This window comes from Nevskia soli DSM 19509, from assembly GCF_000711955.1.
GTDB lineage: Bacteria > Pseudomonadota > Gammaproteobacteria > Nevskiales > Nevskiaceae > Nevskia > Nevskia soli.
The window spans coordinates 1-20,226 of sequence record NZ_JONR01000028.1; the positions used below are offsets into that span (position 1 = coordinate 1).

Here is a 20,226-nt window from a genome sequence, read left to right on the forward strand (position 1 = left end):
GCAGCCCGTGTAGGGCGGGAGCAGCGCAGCGAATCCCGCCTTCCGCGCGTGTCGCCCCTTCACTTGTCATCCCGAGCGCAGCACCCGCAGGGCGGGCCGCACCCGCCGCCGTAAACCTGAAAGCCAACAAAAACCCCCCGTTCGTCCCGAGTGAATCGCAAAGCGATTCGTATCGAGGGATGAGCCAGCACCACCCTCAAAGCAAACCCGCCGTTAAACCCCTCTCCCGCGAGCGGGCAGGGGAGAGGCCCCGCGCAACCCCCACCCATAAGCCATTTTTCCCCGCCCCCTGGCACCAAGTGTCAAGCCCGCCCAAGCCCGCACTGATTAGATAACCAACATCAAAAATTCCGCCACGCAAAACAGCAAAAGCCGGCCAAGCGTGCACGCAGCCAATCCAGGGGTGGCCATGCAACCAAAACCAGACCAGTCACACCGCATTTTCCTGGCAAGCCTGTCCCTGTCAGCCGCCACCCTCTCCGCCTGCACCGGCAGCACCCCGGCAAGCACCTCAAACACGCCGGAAGCCGCAACACAGCTCAGCTTCCTCCACGTAGCCCCCGCCAGCGGCCCCGCCGCACTCCCGCAAATCGTCGACGCCAACAACCGCATCGTCCTGCTGCGCGGCGTCAACCTCAACGGCATCCGCGACGACTACGTCGACTCCGCCACCCCGCTGCAAACCCCGTATCCCATCGACCCCGGCGCCTACACCAACGGCGCCTGCCCCGCGCGCGGCGCCGGCGTCCCCACCATCCCCATCTGCGAGCTGGATGCCGCCCAGCTCCAGTCCTTCGGCTACGACTCCGTGCGCCTGCCCGTCTCCTGGTCCCTGCTCGAACCGCAGCCCGGCCAGATCGACCAGACTTATATAGAGCGCATCGCGCAGATCGTCGCCTGGTTCAAGCAGGCCGGCATCTACACCGTCATCGACATGCACCAGGACGCCTGGAGCAAATACGTCTTCACCGCCCCCGGCGCCATCTGCCCGCCGCCCTTCACCGCCGTCAGCGGTGCGCACGAGGCGGACGGCGCACCCCAGTGGGCCAGCAATCATCTGACGCCCGTCTGCGCGCTCGCCGGCATCCGCGAAATCGATCCCGCCGTGGAAGAAGACTTCTCGCGCTTCTGGGCCAACCTCCCCGCGCCGGACGGCACCGGCCTGCAGGACCACTTCGCCAAGGTCGTCGTCGCCCTCGTCAGCCGCTTTCACAACGAGCCCGCCGTCGCCGGCTACGAGCTGTTCAACGAGCCGCTGCCCGGCTTGCTCGTGGTGCCCGAGCTGGTGGACCTCACCTCCACCTTCCCCTTCTACGCCAAGGTCATCAAATCCGTCCTCGCCGCGCAGCCGGATTTCACCCAGCTCTTCTTCGTCGAGCCCGACGCCCTGCGCAACATCACCGACCAGCGCAGCGAGTTCACCCCCTGGTCGCTGTTCAGCAACTATCCCAACGTCGTCTACGCCCCGCACGTCTACACCCACGTCTTCACGCTGGATGCGGAGCTGGCCTCCCTCATCCCCAGCGCCATCCTCGCCCCGCTGTTCCCCCTCTCCAGCGGCTACGCCAACGCCGTAGGCGACGCCAAGGCCCTCGGCCTGCCGCTATGGGTGGGAGAATTCGGCAACGGCGTATCGGACGACGACACCATCCTGCGCGGCCACTACCAGCTCGAAGACCAGTACACCATCGGCAGCTCCCTCTGGCTGTGGAAGCAGGACGGCAACGCCGACAACACCGACGGCTTCGCCGTCATGCACGGCCCGTTCCCGACGGGCGCCCCCTTCCCCAGCCGCATCAAATTCACCGCGCGCGTCTATCCCCTCTACACCGCCGGCACCATCCAGAGCCTCACCTACGACCCCGACCAACCCTCCTTCGACATGGTCGCCACCTCCCCGCAAGTCACAGCGGGCGACACCACCCACGCCACCGTCCTCTTCATCCCGGCGTCCTTCAATGCGACCCTGCAAGCCGACGGCGCCCAGACCCAGGTGATCAATCACGAGGACGGCTCCCGCGAGCTCTACGTCTATCCCACCGGCGGCACCTACCACATCCATTCCTAAAACCTGCGCCACGCCCCGTTTGTCATCCAAGCGCAGCGAAGGATCTGGCCCGATCCCCTGGACGGCCCCCATCACCCCGTCATCCCCGCGCAGGCGGGGATCCAGTTCTGCTTTGAACTCAATCAGAGAATGAAGCCCGGCATGGCGCCCCTCTGTAGGCCGTAATAAGCCAAGGGAGTTCCCGTGGGACGGGAGAGGGCTTGCACAATTTGCCTCCGCACCAAATCCCGGCCCCCGATTTTGTAGGGCGGCCTATGGCCGCCGGCTCTTTCCGCCCCCAATCCCAAACCACAGGTCTAAGATAAAACCCACCCAGAAATATTTCGCCGCCCCATCAAAACCCCTGTCGATCTTCCGCCCTCCCGTTCGACTGTAAGTCGGCAATCCACGCCGACCACGCATCAGGAGCAGCACATGCAATACCTTCTGCTTATCTATGTCAGCGAATCCGACGAGTCCAAAATGGACAAGTCCACCCTGGAGGCCGTGCACGCCGAATACGGCACCTTCACCCAGGGCATCATCCAGGGCGGCCAGTTCAAGGGCGGCGAACGCCTCAGGCCCGTCGCCACCGCCAGCACCGTCCGCATCCGCAATGGCAAGACCGTCATCACCGACGGCCCCTTCGCCGAAACCCGCGAACAACTCGGCGGCTTCTACATGATCGAAGCCAAGAACCTCGACGAAGCCACCGCCATCGCCGCCCGCATACCCGGCGCCAGGCACGGCAGCATCGAAGTGCGCCCCATCTGGCCGATGTCCTAGCGCAATGTCCCGCAGCGCCGCACGCGATAACTCGCGCCATGCGGCGCTGCGTTCTGCTGTCTCTTGTCATGGATTCATCGCAACACTCTGTTCATTCCGAGCGCTGCGCACAACGCGGTGTCGTCTTGTGCTGTTCCCGGAATCCACCACCCAACCCCGTTCGTCCCGAGTGCCGCGCGCAGCGCGGTGTGCTTTTCCGAATGTCCCGAGTGAATCGCGAAGCGATTTGTATCGAGGGAGGGACCAAGGATGCGATGCGAATCAAGGGTGGTTTTTAGTCGTGGACGCGAAGCCCCATGACACAGCACGCTGAAGCGCAAACGGCAGTAGCAACCGCAACAGCCGAAGCCGTCTTCCGCCAAGAAGCCGGCCGCGTCCTCGCCACCCTCATCCGCCTCATCGGCGATTTCGAACTCGCCGAAGAAGCCAGGCAGGAAGCCTTCACCGCCGCCCTCGAACAGTGGCCCATCAAAGGCATCCCGGAAAATCCGCGCGCTTGGCTGGTCGATGTCGGCCGCAACAAGGCCATCGACTTCATCCGCCGCCAGGCCCTGTTCCGCAGCAAGTATCCAGACCTGGAAATGAGCGCGGTCGAACAGGCCGCCGCCGCGCCAAACGAAGATGAAGCGGACGATGCCGCCTTCGGCGACGACCGCCTGCGACTCATCTTCACCTGCTGCCATCCCGCCCTGAACATCGAAGCGCAGGTCGCACTCACCCTGCGTGCCATCTGCGGCCTCAGCACCGAAGCCGTGGCCCGCGCCTTCCTGGTCGGCGAAGAAACCATGGCGCAACGCCTGGTCCGCGCCAAGAAGAAAATCCGCGACGCCGGCATCCCCTACGAAACCCCGCCGCCGCACCTGCTCGACGAGCGCATCGCCGGCGCGCTCGCCGCCGTCTACCTCGTCTTCAGCGAAGGCTACGCCGTCACCTCCGGTGAAAATCTCATCCGCGAAGACCTGTGCAGCGAAGCCATCCGCCTCGGCCGCCTGCTCGATGCGCTGCTGCCGAACCGCGCCGCCATCCAGGGCCTGCTTGCCCTGATGCTCCTGCACGACGCGCGGCGCAAAGCCCGTGTCACCGCGAGCGGCGACATCGTCTTGCTGGAAGATCAGGATCACACCCTGTGGAACTGGCCCCAGATCGAAGAAGGCCTCGCCCTGGTCGAGCGCGCCCTGCGCATCAAGGGCAAGGTCAGCCCTTACACCGTGCAGGCCGCCATCGCCGCCCTGCACGCCCGCGCCCCGCGAGAGTCCGCCACCGACTGGCCGCAGATCGTCGGCCTCTACGAAGTGCTCCTGCACATCCAGCCTTCCCCGGTGGTCGAACTCAACCACGCCGTAGCCGTCTCCATGGTCGACGGTCCCGCCCGCGCCCTCAACCTCCTCGACTCACTCGCCGCCCGCGGCGGCATCGACGACTACCACCTCCTCTCCGCCGCCCGCGCCAAACTCCTGCAGCGATTGGGCCGCAAAGAAGAAGCCCTGGCCGCCTACCGCGCCGCCCTCAAATCCGCCAGGCTCGAACCCGAACGCAGACTGCTCACCCGCCGCATCGCCGAATTCGACAAGCAACCAGCGCGCGATTGAGCGTCTGTCATTCTGAGCGCAGCGAAGAATATGGCCCACTCCCGTACACGGAACCCATCATCTCGTCATTCCCGCGCAGGCGGGAATCCAGTTTTGCCTTGAACTCACCGAACGAGTGCAACGCATCCGGTCTGCGTGACAACCTCAAATCTCAAACACCCGCGGCACCGCCACCCCCGCCGTCTCCCGCACCCGCTCGCCGAACATCCCCGACAACTCCGTCTCATCCGGATTGATCTCGATCATCCGCGCCCCGCTGCGCGCCGCCACCGGCACCAACCCCGCCGCCGGATACACAATCCCCGAAGTCCCCACCGCCACAAACAACTCCGCCTCTTCGATCAGCTGCTGCGCCCGCGCGAAGACGGCAGCATTCACCGCATCCGCAAACCAGGTGATATCCGGCCGCAGCAATCCGCCGCACAATCCACAATCGCGGTTCTCATAGACAGCAGCGCCGAGGTCCTCCACCGCCCCATGCCGCGCGCAGCGCATCCGCCACAAACTCCCATGCAACTCCACCACCTCGCGCGCGCCGGCCCGCTGGTGCATCCCGTCCGTGTTCTGCGTGATGATGCTCAAGCCCGGGTGCGCCGCCTGCAACGCAGCCAGGTGCATATGCCCCGCATGCGGTTGGCAGGCCAAGACGCGCCCGCGCCGCTGCTCATGAAAATCCAGAACTTTGTTAGGATCGGCGTCAAAAGCGTCCTGACAGGCGTATTCTTCCCACCGGTACTCCGCCCAGATGCCGCCGCGCCCGCGATACGTCGGCACGCCGCTCTCGGCGGACATGCCGGCGCCAGTAAAGAAAACCACGCGTGAATACGCACTCAACGAGATCGGCTTCATCATGAACCTCTACGACCGTTACCTGCTGCCTACCCTGATCGATCTGCTCTGCGGCATCAAGCCGGTGCAGCGCCAGCGCGCCAAGCTCGTGCCGCGCGCCCAAGGCCGCGTGCTGGAGATCGGCATCGGCACCGGCCGCAACCTGCCGTTCTACGACAAGACCCGCCTGTCCGAACTCTACGGCCTCGACCCCGCCCTGCAAATGCACCCCAAGGCGCTCGAGCGCATGCACGAGGCCGGCATCGAAGTGGAGATGCTCGATCTCCCCGCGGAAAAAATTCCGATGCCGGATGCGAGCTTCGACACCGTCGTCACCACCTTCACCCTCTGCACCATCCCCGACGCCGTCGCCGCCCTGCGCGAAATGCGCCGCGTCCTCAAGCCCGGCGGCCGCCTGCTCTTCTGCGAACACGGCAAGGCCCCGGACGCCTCGGTGCACCAATGGCAGAACCGCCTCACCCCGCTATGGAAACCCCTCGCCGGCGGCTGCCACCTCAACCGCGACATCCCCGCGCTGCTGCGCGAAGGCGGTTTCCACATCGAGGACATGGAGCAGCTCTACCTCCCCGGCCCGCGCCCCCTCACCTACAACTATTGGGGCAGCGCCACCGCCGCCTAGGCCCCATGGCCCGGGCGGTGTGCCGCTTTCGGCTTACGCCGCCGGATACGTGATGTACCCCTCCGGACCCTGCGAATACCAGGTCTTCGGATCGTCGACGTTGAGGGGGATGCCCTTCGCGAAGCGATGCGGCAGATCGGGGTTCGCCAGGAATTTCCGTCCGTAGGTGATGGCGTCCGCCGCGCCGCTGGCAAGCGCCGCCTGGCCGCGCGCGAAATCGTAATCCGAGTTGAGCACCAGCACGCCCTTGAACGCCTTGCGGATCAGCGGCGCCACCGGCGGCCGGTCCGACTTGCCAAAGGTGCCGTCCGGCCCCGGCTCGCGCAATTCTAGGAAGACGATGCCGAGCGCATCGAGCGCCGCCGCCGCCGCCGGGAACAGCGCGTCCTGGTTGCTGTCGTCCACGCCTTGCGAGTCGCCATTCGGCGACAGGCGCACGGCGGTGCGGTCCGCGCCCACGGTCTTGATCAAGGCTTCCGTCACTTCACGCAGCAGGCGGATGCGGTTCTCGATCGGGCCGCCGTAGATGTCCGTGCGGTGGTTGCTGCCGTCGCGCAGGAACTGGTCGATCAGATAGCCGTTGGCGGCATGCAGCTGCACGCCGTCGAAGCCCGCATCGATGGCATTGCGCGCCGCCGTCACGTAGTCGCCGATCAGGCGCGGAATCTCCTCCAGCCCCAGCGGCCGCGCCTCCACGTAAGGCTGCTTGCCCTCATACGTGTGCGCCTTGCCCGGCGCCGTCGTGGCGCTCGCCGAAACCGGCTGTACGCCATGCAGGGAAGGGTGCACAACCCGCCCCATATGCCAGAGCTGCGCGAAGATCCGCCCGCCCGCCTGGTGCACCGCATCGGTCACCGTCTTCCAGTGCTGCACCTGCTCCGCGCTCCACAGCCCGCCCGCGTAAGGCCAGCCGCTGCCTTCGACCGTGATGCCCGTGGCCTCGGTGAGGATCAGGCCCGCCGAAGCGCGCTGCGCGTAGTAAGTCGCCATCAGCTCGGTCGGCACATGCTCGCGGGTGCCGCGGCCGCGCGTGAGCGGGGCCATCCAGATGCGGTTCGGGCAATTCAGGCTGCCGATCTTGATCGGGTCAAATAGGGTGGGCATGGGTTCCTTGGGGTTTGGGTGAATGGGAAATGGTATGTACGGAATACTGAGTGACAAGGGCTGGAACGGCGGCGCTGCGAACGCCGGGCTCCGGTATCCGCGCGGCGCTCACGGTTTCTGCGCAGCCGCCACCCCGTCCACCGCGATCTCGAACAGTTTCGGCCAGCGCTTCCCGGTCACATAGAAGTGTCCGCTGCGTGGATCGAAGGCGATGCCGTTGAGCACATTGTCCCGCGGGTCCCAGGTCGCCGGTTTCGGAAACCGCTCCTGCAGCGGGGCGAGGTCGATCCAGCTTTCGACCACACCCGTTTCCGGCACGATCACCGCGATGCGGTCGCTGTGCCACACGTTGGCGTAGATGCGCCCGCGCGCGAACTCCAGCTCGTTCAGGTTATAGATGTCGGTATCGCCATCGTGCACCCCGACATGCCCGGTATCCTCGAAGGTCTGCGGATCGACGAAATACAGCACGGCCGAGCCGTCGCTCTGGATCAGCTGCTTCCCGTCCCAGGTCAATCCCCAGCCTTCGCCGGTGAAGCTGAACTGCCGGATCGGGTTCAGATCGAGGTCGTAGACGAAGCCCGTCCCCTCGCGCCAGGTCAGCTGCACGATGCGGTCGCCAACGACGGTCGCCCCCTCGCCGAAGTCCCGCGCCGGCAGCGGCACCGATTTCAGCTTCTTCCCCGTGGCCAGGTCGCGGAGCGCCAGCTCGGATTCGCCGTAGCTGCCGCTGCTCTCCAGCAGCCGCCCCTTGCCGTCCAGCACCAGCCCCTCGGTGAAGGCTTTCGGGTCGTGCGGCAGCTCCTTCACCAGGTGCCAGCGCAGCAGCGGCGCCGCCCCGGCGGCCTGATCGGCGGTCGCGCCCGCGCTGGCCAGCGCGGCGACGAGGAGGGCCAGTGCCGTTACAATTCGCATGCCGTCTATCTCAATTGAAGAAGTGGTTCATATGATTCGCAGCATGACGGGCTATGCCCGTGTCGAACAGCAGGGCCCCTGGGGACGACTGAGCTGGGAGCTGCGCTCGGTCAATCATCGCTATCTGGACCTGCAAATCAAGGTGCCGGACGAATTCCGCGTGCTCGAGGCCGAGCTGCGCGCCCTGGCCGGCGGCAAGATCGGGCGCGGCAAGGTCGAAGCCGGCCTGCGCTTCAACCGCGACTCCGCCGTCACCGTCGCGCCGCAGCCCGACCGCGTCCGCCTCGGCGAGTTGCGCGACGCGCTCAATGTGCTGGCCGAGGAGCTGGGCCCCATCGGCCAGCCCGAGCCGATGCGCGTGCTGGCCTGGCCCGGCGTGATCCGTCAGGACGGCGGCGAAGTCGCGCCGCCCCTGGCCGAGGCCACCGCCCTGTTCCTGCGGGCCCTGACCGACTTCAGCGACACCCGCGGCCGTGAAGGCGAGCGCACCGCCGAATTCCTGCGCGAGCGCATCGAGACCCTGGCCGCCCTGGTCGAGCGCGTGCGCGTCCGTGCGCCGCAGGTGCGCGACGCCTGGCTCGAGCGTCTGCGCTCCCGCGTCGCCGATCTCGGTGTGGAAGTCGATCCCGCCCGCCTGGCCCAGGAAGTGGCCCTGGCCGCGCAGCGCGCCGACGTCGACGAGGAAATGGCCCGCCTCGGCAGCCACCTCACCGAAGTCCGCGACACCCTGGTCCGCGACGAAGCCATCGGCCGCCGCCTCGACTTCCTCATGCAGGAACTCAACCGCGAAGCCAACACCCTCTCCTCAAAATCCCAGGACGCCGAGATGACCCGCTGCGCGGTGGAGATGAAGGTCATCATCGAACAAATGCGCGAGCAGGTGCAGAACATCGAGTGAGGTTTTTCGCCGTCCATTGCCGTCTATCTTCCGCTTTGAAATCAACAAGATAACCTTGTAAAATAAGGACTTGGAAGTCCAGCGATTTCCAGCGGATTCCGGGGCGGTTCGGCCTCACAGCTGTATCCAGAGCTGTATCCAGACGCACCGGAACATCGAGTAGCCAATCTGAATATCGATTGAGTCGATGAGAAGGTGTTGCGATGGAAGACGTCCAGGAAAGTCCAGCCACGGATGAAGGCGAGCAGCGGATCACCGGCGACAAGCAGCTCAAGACCTGGCTGAAGCAGGCCACCAAGCTGCCGCAAAGTCAGCGCACGAAGTCGATCGCCGACACCAAGGGTCTGTACATCCGGCTGCACGTCAGCGGCTCGCAGGACTGGCTGTTTCGTTACACCTACGGCAAGCCCCGCGTGATGCTGTTCGGGCATTACCCGGAGATGAGCCTGCCGGCGGCGCGGGTGGAAGCGGCGAAGGCGCGTGTGCTGCTCGATCAGGGCAGCGATCCGGCCGATGCGCGGCGCGAGCGGGTCAACGATCAGCTGGCCAAGCTCAAGGCGCGCGAGAACACCGTTGCCTTCCTCACCAACGAGTGGCTCGACGCCGACATTCGCGGCGTGATCGCCTCGGAGAAGAAGGTCGAGGCCACCGTTCGGACTTACATCATTGCGCGCGTCGGTGCGCGGCCGGCGAACGAGTTTCGCAGCGACGAGCTGAAGAAGCTGCTGCGCTGGGTGCGCGAGCATGCCGGGCCCACCGTCTCCAACGAGGTGTTGCGCTACGTCCGTCGCATCTACGACCAAGCCGCGCGCGAGCGGGTGCCGGGCATCGACTTCAATCCGACCGTTGGGCTGCGGCTGAAGGATGCTGGTGGTACTGAGGAGCCGCGTGAGCGCGCGCTGACCGACAAGGAACTGGTGGAGCTGTTCAAGGCCATCCGCAAGTCGGAGAGCTTTGGGCGCCAGAACGAGATCTCGGTGCACCTGATTCTGCGCGTTGCCAACCGCAAGATGGAGCTGCTGGGGGCGAAGTGGGTAGAGTTCGATCTGGATAGCGGCGAGTGGGGGCAGAAGATCGCCGAGCCCGCTGGCAAGCGCGTGCGAACGCCCCGGCGCAAGCGCCGGCCGGTGATTCCGCTACCGCCCACGGCGATCCGCTTGTTGAAGGAGCAAAAGATTCTGTCTTGCGGCAGTGATTACGTGTTTCCGGCGCGGCGCATTTCTAAGAAGCGGCGCTTCCCGCATGTGTCGCCCGACACCCTGAACCTGGCGCTGAAAAATCTGGCCGGCAAGCGCGAACCGTTCACGGTCCACGATCTGCGCCGCACCTCGCGCACCTTGCTGGCAAAGTTTGGAGTGATCGACGACGTGGCCGAGCTGTCCTTGGGGCACACGATCAAGGGCACCAAGGGTGTCTATAACGTCTACAAGTATTTCGAGGAGCGGCGCGCTGCGCTGATGCTGCTGGAACAGCACTACAATAATCTGCTGCTGGCGGCGGGGGTGGCGCTGTTTTAAAACAAGAAATGGTCAATTGCCTATTGGCTTCGGCGGAGGAGTCCGGCGCGACTCGGGTGAGTCCGGAGCGATCTTACTGCGGCAGGCGAAGGGTCTGCGATTCCTGCTCGATTGCCAGCCGCCCCGCCTTGACCGCATGAGCTAGCTCGTCCCAGCCATTTTCGGCGCAGACCCGCGTGATGTAATAGACCTTACGGTTGGTCAGCGGCTTCCGTGAGCGCTCGGACTGCGTCCCCATCGGCCAGGGCCGTATGGCATTGCCGCTATGGCGTGCCATCGAATTGATCTTGGCCAGCACCCGTACACCGCCTACATCAGTATCCCCCCAATGGTAGGTGGGAGCATCTATTCGCAGCGAGGTTGAAAGCGTTGCGCAGGAGCAGTCCGCAGCCGCGGAACAGGTGCAGAGCCTCCGTGCAAAGTTTGCCGCGGTCGCTGACGAGGTCAGTGAGGCCTGGTCGCCGGACGAGTACTTCGAACAGGTCCAGGACAAACTGACTGAGGTTCGAGACCAGATTGTCGAGCTGCAGCAGGCGTTGCTGTTCGAGAAGAAGCTCGATGGGTAAATTGCGACCAAACGGGTTTACCTGTATCGGACAGGCCGAGAGCGTATGAACTTGCTGAATCAGGCCCTCCTCAAAATATTTGAACGCACAGAGTCGCCAGCTAGGCGATAAAACTCGGATAGCCACCCCTTACTTGGGCAATTCCCAGAGTGCTCGGCCGGTTAGTCCGGCTGGCGGAGGAGTGGGCGGCGTTCAACAAAGGCTCACAAGAGCTTGGTCTAGGGCGTTCGACGGCGTCGCACTTGACACTATATAAACCGTATAGTTAGTATCACACTATACATTTCATATAGCTTCTGTGCTTTGAGGCGACTCTAGGCGAGCGAGCGCCGCGTCGACGCCGCCTGACAAATGTACACAACCGGCGCTATGCGCCGCATTCAATCCATCCACATCGGCACCACAGAAGCCGCAGGGAAGAACAATATGGCTTATTCCACCGCAATTGAAGCGAACCTGCTCGCTACGCCGTTAAAGCTGACCAGCACGATCGTGCTTCGCAATCGTCTGGCTAAAGCTGCAACCAGTGAAACGCTCGCCACCTATGATAACCGCCCGACCATGAGGCTTGCGGAACTGTACCGACGCTGGGCAGCTTCTGGAACTGGCCTGCTCATCACGGGCAACATCATGGTTGATCGGCGAGCACTCGGTGAGCCCGGCAACGTTGCCATTGAGGATGAGCGCGACATGCTGGTGCTTCAAGCGTGGGCGCGGGCAGCAACGGATCTTGGCGCCGCAATCTTCGCCCAACTCAACCATCCGGGCAAGCAGTCAATGAAGGGATTGAACGCTGGAACAATCGCGCCCTCCGCAGTTCCCTTCGCGAAGGAAATGGCCAGTCTATTCGAGACACCACGAGAGGTCAGCGCCGTTGAAATCGATGACATCATTCACCGGTTCGGCCGGAGCGCGGCCATCTGCAAGAAGGCTGGTTTCACCGGAGTTCAGATTCATGGCGCACATGGCTATCTCATAAATCAGTTCTTGTCGCCCCATCACAATTTGCGCGAAGACAAGTGGGGGGGTACGGCTGAAAAGCGGCGGCGCTTCCTACAAGCCGTCTATGCTGAAGTCAGGCGCCAAGTCGGCCCCAATTACCCTGTCGCAATAAAACTCAATTCCGCCGACTTCCAGCGCGGCGGGTTCACAGAAGAAGATTCACTCGCGGCGATCCAGTCACTTGCCGATGCCGGTATCAATCTAATTGAGATATCCGGTGGCACTTATGAATCTGGTGTAGCCCGGCCCGTTAAGCCGACCACGGCGGCACGCGAAGCCTTTTTCCTGGACTTTGCGGAGAAAGTACGCGCTGCAGTCAGAGTCCCCCTGATGGTGACCGGTGGGTTCCGGACCGCAGCCGGGATGAACGCAGCGCTCGGCATTGGAGCGCTCGATATTGTCGGCGTCGGACGCCTCCTTGCCATTGATCCCGATGCACCCAGGGCTCTGTTAAATGGGCGGAACAGCACGCATCTCGTACGACCAGTGAAGACCGGCATCAAGGCAATTGATGGCCTCGGGATAATGGAGGTGTTGTGGTACACCTTGCAATTGAAACGCATCGCCAAAGGTCGCGCACCTCGCCCCAACGAAAGCGGTTTGTGGGCGTTCATCAAAACCATTCTGGGTAGCGGTTGGGGCACTTTCCGTACCCGCCGTATGCGCGCACGTGCCTAATCAGGCCGCCGACACTCAAATAGCAAATCCAAACGGAGTAACATGAATATCGCAGAGAACGTTGTAGCTGACGAGCCCGGCATGCAGCTACCATTCCAGTCGGCATCGGATCAGCTCGTCGCCTTGAGCAAAGGCGATATCTCAAGCGTAGAGTTACTCGACCTTTATTTAAAACGGGTTGCCCTCCATAACAAAGCGCTGAACGCCATTGTTACCTTGGACGAGGAGCGCGCCCGAGCTGCAGCGCAGGCAGCTGATGTGGCTAGAGCCAAAGGTATGTCCTTGGGACCGCTCCACGGCTTGCCGATCACTGTCAAGGATTCCTTCATGACTGCAGGCCTTCGCTCGACTTGTGGCGAACCTGAGCTCACCAACTACATTCCTGACATCGATGCCGAAGCGGTGTCAAGGCTCCGTGCCGCAGGCGCGATAATTTTCGGAAAGACCAACGTACCGACCAGCAATCTAGATGTGCAGACGGCAAATCCAATTTTTGGGGCGACCAATAACCCTTTCGATTTGACGCGCACCCCGGGCGGCTCTGCCGGCGGCGCCGCGGCGGCCGTCTCTGCAGGATTGACTAGCGTCGACTTTGCCTCAGAAATCGGTGGATCGACACGCGTACCCGCTCACTTCTGCGGCCTTTATGGCCATAAAACGACCTTTGGGGCGATACCTCTCACTGGTCACATCGGGTACGGGCCGAAATTACCAGGTCGCCGCGCTCAGCCCGATATGGCCTGCGGAGGTGTGTTGGCGAGAAGTCCCGACGACATCTTTCCGCTTATCAGTGCGGCTGCTGGACCGCTGGATCGCGACGAAGGCTGGCGCTTCGCTTTTGCTCCTCCTAGAGCGACGGATCTGCGGTCTTTCCGGATCGCGGCATGGTTCGATGACGAAAGTTGCCCCGTAGACGCTGTCGTGCGCGGGGCCATGGAGGGCGTTATCCAGTTGCTGGAAGGGATTGGAGCAAGGGTCCATCGGAATCCGAAGCAGCTGCCTGTTCAGCTTGAGCAATCATTCAGGCTCTTCGAGCAATTGCTCTATGGAGCTGTCTCGAATGTGAAATCGACGCAGACCCTTCCGGTCGTTGCTGCGACCATAACCAGAATGCTCACGAAGCTGGGCGGCGAACCGGCCCGTGCCGTGCGCGGGCTTTTCCAAAGTCACAAAGCCTGGCTGGGTATGGACGCGACGCGACAGTTGATGCGCGACAACTGGGCGCAGTTCTTCCAGGACTTCGATGTATTGCTCCTCCCGGTGACGCCGACCGCGGCGCCGCCACCGCACAACAAAATGAATGATCGCTTCGGTCGCTATATCGAAGTAGATGGCGAACGGCGCTCTTACTGGGACCAAGTTAAGTGGAATGCACTGGCAAATATCGCTGGCTCGCCCGCCACGGCCTTTCCCGTGACATTCACATCCGATGGTTTACCTGTCGGCCTCCAGGTGATGGGACCGTCTGCGGGTGATTTGACGACCCTGCAATTTGCCCGCCAGATCACCCGGTTGGCGGGCGGCTACCGTGTACCGCCCAATTTTGCCTGAGCCACCGCGTGGGCAAGCTCATATTCATTACCGACGCTGCGGGCAGAATCGGTCAGGCCACAGCTAGGCGCTTCTCCCGCGCCGGCTGGCGGGTAGCAATCAGTGATGTTCATCTCGATGGCCTGAACTCTCTGGGCGCCGAGCTCGGTCCAAACTTGGCGGCGTCTGTGCTACTGGATGTCAACGATTCGGAGGCAGTTGTGGCTAGCCTGAAGTCGGTCGCGGACAGCAGCGATGCTGGGTGCCTGGACTTGCTGGCGAACAACGCAGGCCTGGCCTATATCGAGCCATTCCAGGGAAGGCCGCTGGCATTCCACAATTTGCTGGTATCAGTGAACACCCAGGGCGTCCTGAACTGCACATACTTAGCTTATCCGCACCTGAAGGCGGCCTGTGGCCAGGTTGTTAACTTGTGATCAACGTCCGCCATATACGGCATTCCGGGAATGGCGATCTATTCGGCCTGCAAAGTTTGGGTGCGAGGGTTCACCGAAGCCCTCAACCTTGAATGGGAATCCGAAGGAATCCACGTGTGTTCCGTGATGCCCTCCTTGGTGAAGACGCCCGTGACGCAAGACGTGTCGGGCAAGCTCGTCGAGAGCTTTAGAATTCACTTAACACGCCATTACGCGCATCTGCCCCCTATTTCGCTGAATAATCCGTCCATGTCTATGACTTTCGACTTCGACTTCATCGTCATCGGGTCAGGCTTTGGAGGAAGCGTCTCGGCTTTACGGCTCGCGGAGAAGGGATATTCCGTCGGCGTAATGGAAATGGGCCGTCGCTGGGGGCCAGAAAACCTGCCGAAGAATAACTGGGATGTGCGTCGTTACATCTGGCGGCCAGGCCTGAAGATGCTCGGATTCTTCAATATCCGCTTCTTTCGCCATGTTCTGGTGCTGACAGGAAACGCCGTGGGTGGTGGCTCAATTACCTATGCGAACGCCCTCTTTACGCCCCCAGAAAAGGTTTGGGACGAAGGCTCCTGGGCCGGGCTCAAGGACTGGAAGGCCGTTATGCCCCAGCACTTCGCCACAGCAGAACACATGCTTGGCGTCACGGAAGTAAAGATCCTCGGGGAGGCCGATCGACGCCTCAAGAAGATGGCTGATCTACAGGGACTTGGCGCCAATTACTACGTAGGCCGGGCCGCTACTTTTTTTGCGCCCGATGGCGAACCTGTCGGCAAGAGTTACCCAGACCCCTATTTCGGCGGTGAAGGCCCGGATCGATCGACCTGCGTTGGGTGTGGTGGATGCATGGTCGGTTGCCGCTATGACGCTAAGAACACTCTGGACAAGAATTACCTCTATTTGGCTGAAAAAAAGGGCACGAAGGTATTTGCCGAAACCCGCGTTGTGGACGTCCGGCCACTAAACGATCAGATCGAGGGCCGGGACGGTTACGCCGTAACCGTCGAGCGGTCCACGTCCTGGTTCAGACGCCAGCGCCGGGTATACCGGTGTCGCGGGGTGGTCTTTGCAGCATCTTCTCTGGGCACGATCGAGTTGCTGTTCAAGCTCAAGCATCGTGGTTCCCTGCCAAATATAAGCAACGAACTCGGCAAAGGCGTTCGAACAAATGCCGAATCTGTTGTTGGCATTCGGTTCCCGGCAGGAGACATCAGCATGTCATCTGGGGTGGCCGGCGGTTCGGGAGTCTACTTCGACGAGCACACCAATATCCAAGCCGTTCGGTATCCTGAAGGCTCGGATGCGATGGGGTTAATGATGACCATGCTATCGAGTCCACGGGCCGGTATGGCCCGGCTCCTCACCTGGGTGTTGACCTTGTTAACCCACCCGCGCTCGGCTGCTCGCGCTCACAATCCTTTCGGTTTTGCTCGCCAGACCGTACTGTTAAACGTGATGCAGGCAATCGATACTTCCATCACTCTACGGCTCAAACGCCCCTGGTATTGGCCTTTCGGGAAGCTGTTGTGCAGCGAAGGCGAGCCAATTCCAACCTTCATACCAGAAGGGAACGAATTCGCGCAAAAAGGGGCAAAAGCGCTAGGCGGCATCCCAATGGCGATGATGGGCGAGGTGCTGTTCAACATCGCTAGTACAGCCCACTGCATCGGTGGCTGTGCTATGGCGGCGACGCCAGAACATGGCGTGATCGATCAGCAACATCGCCTTTTCGGCTATCAGAACCTCTTGGTTTGCGACGGTTCAGTCCTGTGCGCGAATTTGGGGGTAAATCCGAGCCTCACCATCACTGCCTTGGCCGAGCATGCAATGTCCTGCGTGCCACCAAATGGTGCCAAAGAATAAGAGATATTCCGATTCTGCTCGCACTATAACGGCGGGCCACCTTCCACCCCAGCGCTGCGTTGGCCTCCTGACCTTCCCGCGAATCGCCGGCTTCCTTAAATCTCGCCATCGCTCTGATACCTTATCAGATCGCCTCTTTTCCTCCGACGACTGGGAATATCCGATGCTGTTCCTGTCCCAGAATGGGTATCGGGTTTGCGGCAGAACTATTGGAGGCAAGGTCAGGCAACTGGGATGCTAGCGGCTTACCATGCCCTGGGCGTGTTCTCCGAAACCGACTTTCGCGACGATCTTGCCAAAACACTGTTCCGGCGCTTGTGGTGCATGGAGCGACGATCAGATCGTTCCGCTGGAAATTTCGGCCCAGCTAACCGCCAAGCTCATCCCCCAATCCAAGCTCTTGGTGTACGAAGACGCCTCACAAGGCCTGCTCCACGTCAACAAAGACAAGCTGAATATTGACCTGCTTGCTTTCCTCCGGGCGTAGTCAGCGCAGGCGGCAGGAGCTATTCAGAACTCGATGGCCCTGCCGCTTCCTAGAGGTAGCCCTTTCGATGCCTCTCTGGCGTCAGGCGCGGGAGCGACGCAGATCCTCTCGGATTGTGGGTGCTTCCCCCCTATATCCGAGAATCGCGAAAGCGCGTGAGAATAATGACGCGGTCCCTGTCAAAACAGTGGCCAAGCCTTGGCGCCGAGCTTGCGTCGGAGTTATTTCACAAAGTGCTAATGCCGTGAAGGTGCCAAGATTGCATTCCACGACCAAATCGACGCCGGCAGGCGCGGCGCCGGATCTGGGAAGAATTTTTCCGTCATTGACCAAAAAATGGAATACCTCGCCGCTAACACGAAATTCGTACGTCTCCTGGATTCCGGCACTGGCCGCCGGCGCGGCGGCATCGGCCAGGCCCAAAGCAATCAATTCACCTCGGCCGCTTTGGGGATCCACTCGATTATCTGTCGGGAGGTTTAGTCCCCACCTGCTCAGCGCGCAGAGGGGCTGCCTGAGTTGCTCTCCGTACTCGGTGAGCTCATACACGGGTACGGCGGCTGGTGCAGAGAGGATGACCTTCCGCACAACACCGTCGGTCGATAGTGACGCCAAGCGTTCCCCCAAACGATTGGTCCCCATAGCCGGCAAAACGGCCAGAAGGTCCTTGTATCGCTTTGGACCGAGCAACAGTTCTCTCACTACGAGCATGGTCCAGCGCTCGCCCAGCACGTCCAGAGCGCGCGCAAGGGGACACATTTGTCCATACGTCTTGTTCGGCATGGAATGATTATCGCCTATCGAAACAATGCCCGGGGCCGCATTGGTCGCTCGTGATCGGGCAGGCAAAGCCTGCGCGGCCCGCACGCCCGGCGGTTGCGCGGAGGATGACTACAAAGCGAAGCGGCATTGGTTGCACCAGACTACTCAAACTTCGAGAGAGCCCGGAGCCCGATAAGCACAGCTAAAAGCCGCGGCTCTGGCGCCCCAATTCAGGCTCCGCAAGGGTTGCGCGCGTATCAGGACGCAATTCAAGCCAGATTACCCACCACCATGCAATTGCATTGCCATGACTATATATTTTATATAGTGCTGTGGCAATTGCAAGTGTAGGCTGAATGCACATCTGCCATCTCTACTGGGCAGCGCTGAGGCCGGCATTCCCTTAGCCTAATAGAAATTACTCACGAGCAAATAAAGTGACATCCACGGCTGAAGAATCCTGGGTTCTCGTGACCGACGTGTCCAGTGGTCTGGGCGAAGAATTCGCCAGGCAATACGCGGCTCGCGGGCGGCGATTGGTGCTGGTCGCGCCGACTGGAGAAGCTTCAGGAGCTCGCAGCGGAACTGACCTCCGCCCATGGCGTCGAGGTGATCGTAGAAAGGGCCGGCCTGTCAGAGTCGGGGGGGGGGGGGCACGATTCGTGAAACTCACAAATATTGTGGCCAAGGGTGCAAGGCCCAAGGAAAAGACCTACAAGCTTGCGATGGTGGCGGACTATACCCGGAAGTCTTCCCCAACGGCTCCAAGCTCTGGCGTCTGAAATTATTGTCGGGATGACGGCAGCGAGACCCGGGTTTCTCTCGGCGCCTATCCGGAGGTGTGCTGAGATTTAGGATTTCAGGAATGCCAGCAGATCCTCGTTGACGCGATCCCGTTCGGTCAGGATCAGGCCGTGTGAACCTTTCTCATAAGTGATTAGTCTGGCGTTCTTCACCAACTCTGCCGAACGCTTGCCCGAAAGCTCGAATGGCACGATCTGATCGTCCAAGCCGTGGATAACCAGCGTGGGAACTGTGATTGACTTCAGATTGTCAGTGAAATCCGTCTCGGCGAAGGCTCCGATGGCATGATAGGCCGCCGGCATGCCGGTCACCATGCCCTGACGCCAGAATTCATCTCGGATGCCCTCGGATACCTTGGCCCCGGCGCGGTTATAGCTGTAGTACGGCATCGTGACGTCCTTATACCATTGTGAACGATCGGCCAAGACGGCCTGCCGCATGTCATCAAAGACGGACATAGGCGCGCCTCCTGGGTTGGAAGGGGTCTGTAGCAGGAATGGCGGAACCGCCCCCACCAGCGCAATCTTACCGACGCGCTTCTGTCCGTGACGACCGATGTAGCGGGCAATCTCACCGCCACCCATCGAGTGACCTATAAACGTGGCGTCCTTCAGGTCGAGGGCCTCGGCAAGTGCCGCGAGGTCGTCGGCGTAGGTGTCCATGTCGTTGCCATGGCCGGGCTGGCTCGATCGACCGAATCCGCGGCGATCATGGGCGATGACGCGATATCCGTGCTGCGAGAGGAAAAACATCTGATTTTCCCAGGCATCGGATGAGAGCGGATATCCGTGGCTAAACACCACCGCCGGGCCGGTGCCCCAATCCTTGTAATAGATGACGGTGCCATCTGTCATGATGATTGTGTTGGCGGCGCGGCGCGGCGCGCCGCGCCCATGGCTGAGCGCACCTCCTGTGGCGGCATCGGGCTGTTTGGCGAAGGCGCCCCCTGCCATCCCACTGGAGACAAGCGCCAAGGCCGTGGTGCTGGCGCCCACCAGAATCTTGCGGCGGGCTAGAAGCCCGACATCATCGCTAAACGAATTTGTTGACATTTGTGTTATCTCAAATATTGGAAGTAGGTGAAAAGGCAACTACACGGGCTGCTTAACGCTCGGTCGATCCTGCATGTGGGCTGCCCAGCCGACGAGAACAGTGCATTCTTCGGGGATCGCGATCTGAGCAAACCCAGCGAACATCAAGCCACCCAGGACAGTGATATCCGCCATCGAGAACGTCTTGCCGGCAATGTATGGCTGGGATTTCAGGACCTCATTGAAGTAACGCATGCTTGACACGGCTCTATCGCGCTGACGCTCGCCCCATTCCTCGCGACCTACCCATTCTGGGCTCTTGTAGGCTTGAAGTGCCGACCCGAGACCCGGAGTGGCATGATGGAAGTAATCACCCACCGAATCGATCAGGATCTCGGCGCGCTTCTGCATCATGTGGATCACCGCCTTCTCGCGGGGGCTCTTCCCGGTGAGGACTGGCATGCCGTCTAGGTTGTCCAAATATTCGGTGATGGCCGTGCACTCAGAAATTTGCAGGCCGTCATCAAGCTCAAGCACCGGTACGGTACCGGTCGGATTTATTGCGAGGAAGGCCGGTTGCTTGTGCTCGGCCGCGGGCAGGTCGATCTTGATGAATTCAATCTGGTCACCCAGATTCTTCTCCGCAAGGACTACTCGTATGCGGAAAGGATTGGGGAAACCGGGAATGTCGTAAATTTTCATGGAGAATACCTATCAAGTGATAGATAGATAGTAGACCTGCCTA

At 61.6% G+C, this 20,226-nt stretch carries 16 protein-coding genes and 2 pseudogenes; 11 read left to right on the forward strand and 7 right to left on the reverse strand.

The features are described 5' to 3' along the window. Positions 1-409: 409 nt before the first annotated feature. The 3 genes from BP26_RS27690 to BP26_RS0115090 all read left to right on the forward strand — a co-directional run bounded on the left by BP26_RS27690 (position 410) and on the right by BP26_RS0115090 (position 4,422). The gene (locus BP26_RS27690; protein ID WP_157572545.1) at positions 410-2,068 is read left to right on the forward strand and encodes a cellulase family glycosylhydrolase; all 1,659 of its coding nucleotides are present in this window, start codon (positions 410-412) and stop codon (positions 2,066-2,068) included. A 414-nt stretch (positions 2,069-2,482) separates the two neighbouring features. Further along, positions 2,483-2,833, forward strand: coding sequence for a YciI family protein (locus BP26_RS0115085; protein ID WP_029921406.1), 351 nt, complete (start codon positions 2,483-2,485; stop codon positions 2,831-2,833). A gap of 296 nt (positions 2,834-3,129) precedes the next feature. Then, positions 3,130-4,422 (forward strand): RNA polymerase sigma factor, encoded by a 1,293-nt coding sequence (locus BP26_RS0115090; protein ID WP_051749005.1) that lies wholly within the window; start codon positions 3,130-3,132, stop codon positions 4,420-4,422. Positions 4,423-4,566: 144 nt separating this feature from the next. Here the strand turns inward: BP26_RS0115090 and BP26_RS0115095 are convergent, their stop codons facing one another. Then, on the reverse strand, positions 4,567-5,274 hold the full coding sequence (locus BP26_RS0115095; RefSeq protein ID WP_051749006.1) for an SIR2 family NAD-dependent protein deacylase: 708 nt from the start codon (positions 5,272-5,274) through the stop codon (positions 4,567-4,569). On the opposite strand from BP26_RS0115095, the gene BP26_RS0115100 reads away from it, so the two are divergent. Beyond that, on the forward strand, positions 5,273-5,890 hold the full coding sequence (locus BP26_RS0115100) for a class I SAM-dependent methyltransferase (protein ID WP_029921409.1): 618 nt from the start codon (positions 5,273-5,275) through the stop codon (positions 5,888-5,890). The genes BP26_RS0115095 and BP26_RS0115100 overlap by 2 nt on opposite strands. A gap of 33 nt (positions 5,891-5,923) precedes the next feature. On the opposite strand, the gene BP26_RS0115105 is transcribed toward BP26_RS0115100, so the two are convergent. Both BP26_RS0115105 and BP26_RS0115110 read right to left on the reverse strand, forming a co-directional pair. Continuing rightward, positions 5,924-6,994: an alkene reductase gene (locus BP26_RS0115105; protein WP_029921410.1), complete on the reverse strand. Its 1,071-nt coding sequence runs from the start codon at positions 6,992-6,994 to the stop codon at positions 5,924-5,926. A 108-nt stretch (positions 6,995-7,102) separates the two neighbouring features. Then, a complete protein-coding gene (locus BP26_RS0115110) occupies positions 7,103-7,909 on the reverse strand; it encodes a glutaminyl-peptide cyclotransferase (RefSeq protein ID WP_029921411.1) in 807 nt (268 codons plus the stop codon). A 31-nt stretch (positions 7,910-7,940) separates the two neighbouring features. Here BP26_RS0115110 and BP26_RS0115115 point away from each other — a divergent pair, with 31 nt between their 5' ends. Both BP26_RS0115115 and BP26_RS0115120 read left to right on the forward strand, forming a co-directional pair. Next, positions 7,941-8,807, forward strand: coding sequence for a YicC/YloC family endoribonuclease (locus BP26_RS0115115; protein WP_029921412.1), 867 nt, complete (start codon positions 7,941-7,943; stop codon positions 8,805-8,807). 203 nt (positions 8,808-9,010) lie between these two features. Then, on the forward strand, positions 9,011-10,324 hold the full coding sequence (locus BP26_RS0115120) for a tyrosine-type recombinase/integrase (RefSeq protein ID WP_051749007.1): 1,314 nt from the start codon (positions 9,011-9,013) through the stop codon (positions 10,322-10,324). 73 nt (positions 10,325-10,397) lie between these two features. Here the strand turns inward: BP26_RS0115120 and BP26_RS0115125 are convergent, their stop codons facing one another. After that, on the reverse strand, positions 10,398-10,622 hold the full coding sequence (locus BP26_RS0115125; protein WP_029921414.1) for a hypothetical protein: 225 nt from the start codon (positions 10,620-10,622) through the stop codon (positions 10,398-10,400). Positions 10,623-10,659: 37 nt separating this feature from the next. On the opposite strand from BP26_RS0115125, the gene BP26_RS0115130 reads away from it, so the two are divergent. From BP26_RS0115130 to choxAB, 5 genes and pseudogenes are all read left to right on the forward strand, one after another. Then, positions 10,660-10,890 (forward strand): hypothetical protein, encoded by a 231-nt coding sequence (locus BP26_RS0115130; RefSeq protein ID WP_029921415.1) that lies wholly within the window; start codon positions 10,660-10,662, stop codon positions 10,888-10,890. A gap of 426 nt (positions 10,891-11,316) precedes the next feature. Then, complete coding sequence (locus tag BP26_RS0115135) at positions 11,317-12,570, forward strand: NADH:flavin oxidoreductase/NADH oxidase family protein (RefSeq protein ID WP_029921416.1); 1,254 nt, start codon at positions 11,317-11,319, stop codon at positions 12,568-12,570. A 42-nt stretch (positions 12,571-12,612) separates the two neighbouring features. Then, positions 12,613-14,121 carry an amidase gene (locus BP26_RS0115140; protein ID WP_211254936.1) on the forward strand — a complete coding sequence of 503 codons (1,509 nt, stop codon included), beginning with the start codon at positions 12,613-12,615 and terminating at the stop codon, positions 14,119-14,121. Between the two features lie 8 nt (positions 14,122-14,129). Beyond that, positions 14,130-14,693 (forward strand): annotated as a pseudogene (locus BP26_RS26760) (SDR family NAD(P)-dependent oxidoreductase); the annotation flags it as partial. Between the two features lie 72 nt (positions 14,694-14,765). Then, a pseudogene (gene choxAB / locus BP26_RS31120) lies at positions 14,766-16,376 on the forward strand (cholesterol oxidase); the annotation flags it as partial. 589 nt (positions 16,377-16,965) lie between these two features. On the opposite strand, the gene BP26_RS31125 reads toward choxAB, so the two are convergent. The 3 genes from BP26_RS31125 to BP26_RS0115170 all read right to left on the reverse strand — a co-directional run bounded on the left by BP26_RS31125 (position 16,966) and on the right by BP26_RS0115170 (position 20,183). Then, positions 16,966-17,667, reverse strand: a complete 702-nt coding sequence (locus BP26_RS31125; RefSeq protein ID WP_029921419.1) for a winged helix-turn-helix transcriptional regulator — start codon at positions 17,665-17,667, stop codon at positions 16,966-16,968. 830 nt (positions 17,668-18,497) lie between these two features. After that, on the reverse strand, positions 18,498-19,502 hold the full coding sequence (locus BP26_RS0115165) for an alpha/beta fold hydrolase (protein WP_029921420.1): 1,005 nt from the start codon (positions 19,500-19,502) through the stop codon (positions 18,498-18,500). A gap of 39 nt (positions 19,503-19,541) precedes the next feature. Further along, positions 19,542-20,183 (reverse strand): glutathione S-transferase, encoded by a 642-nt coding sequence (locus BP26_RS0115170; RefSeq protein ID WP_029921421.1) that lies wholly within the window; start codon positions 20,181-20,183, stop codon positions 19,542-19,544. Positions 20,184-20,226 lie beyond the last annotated feature (43 nt).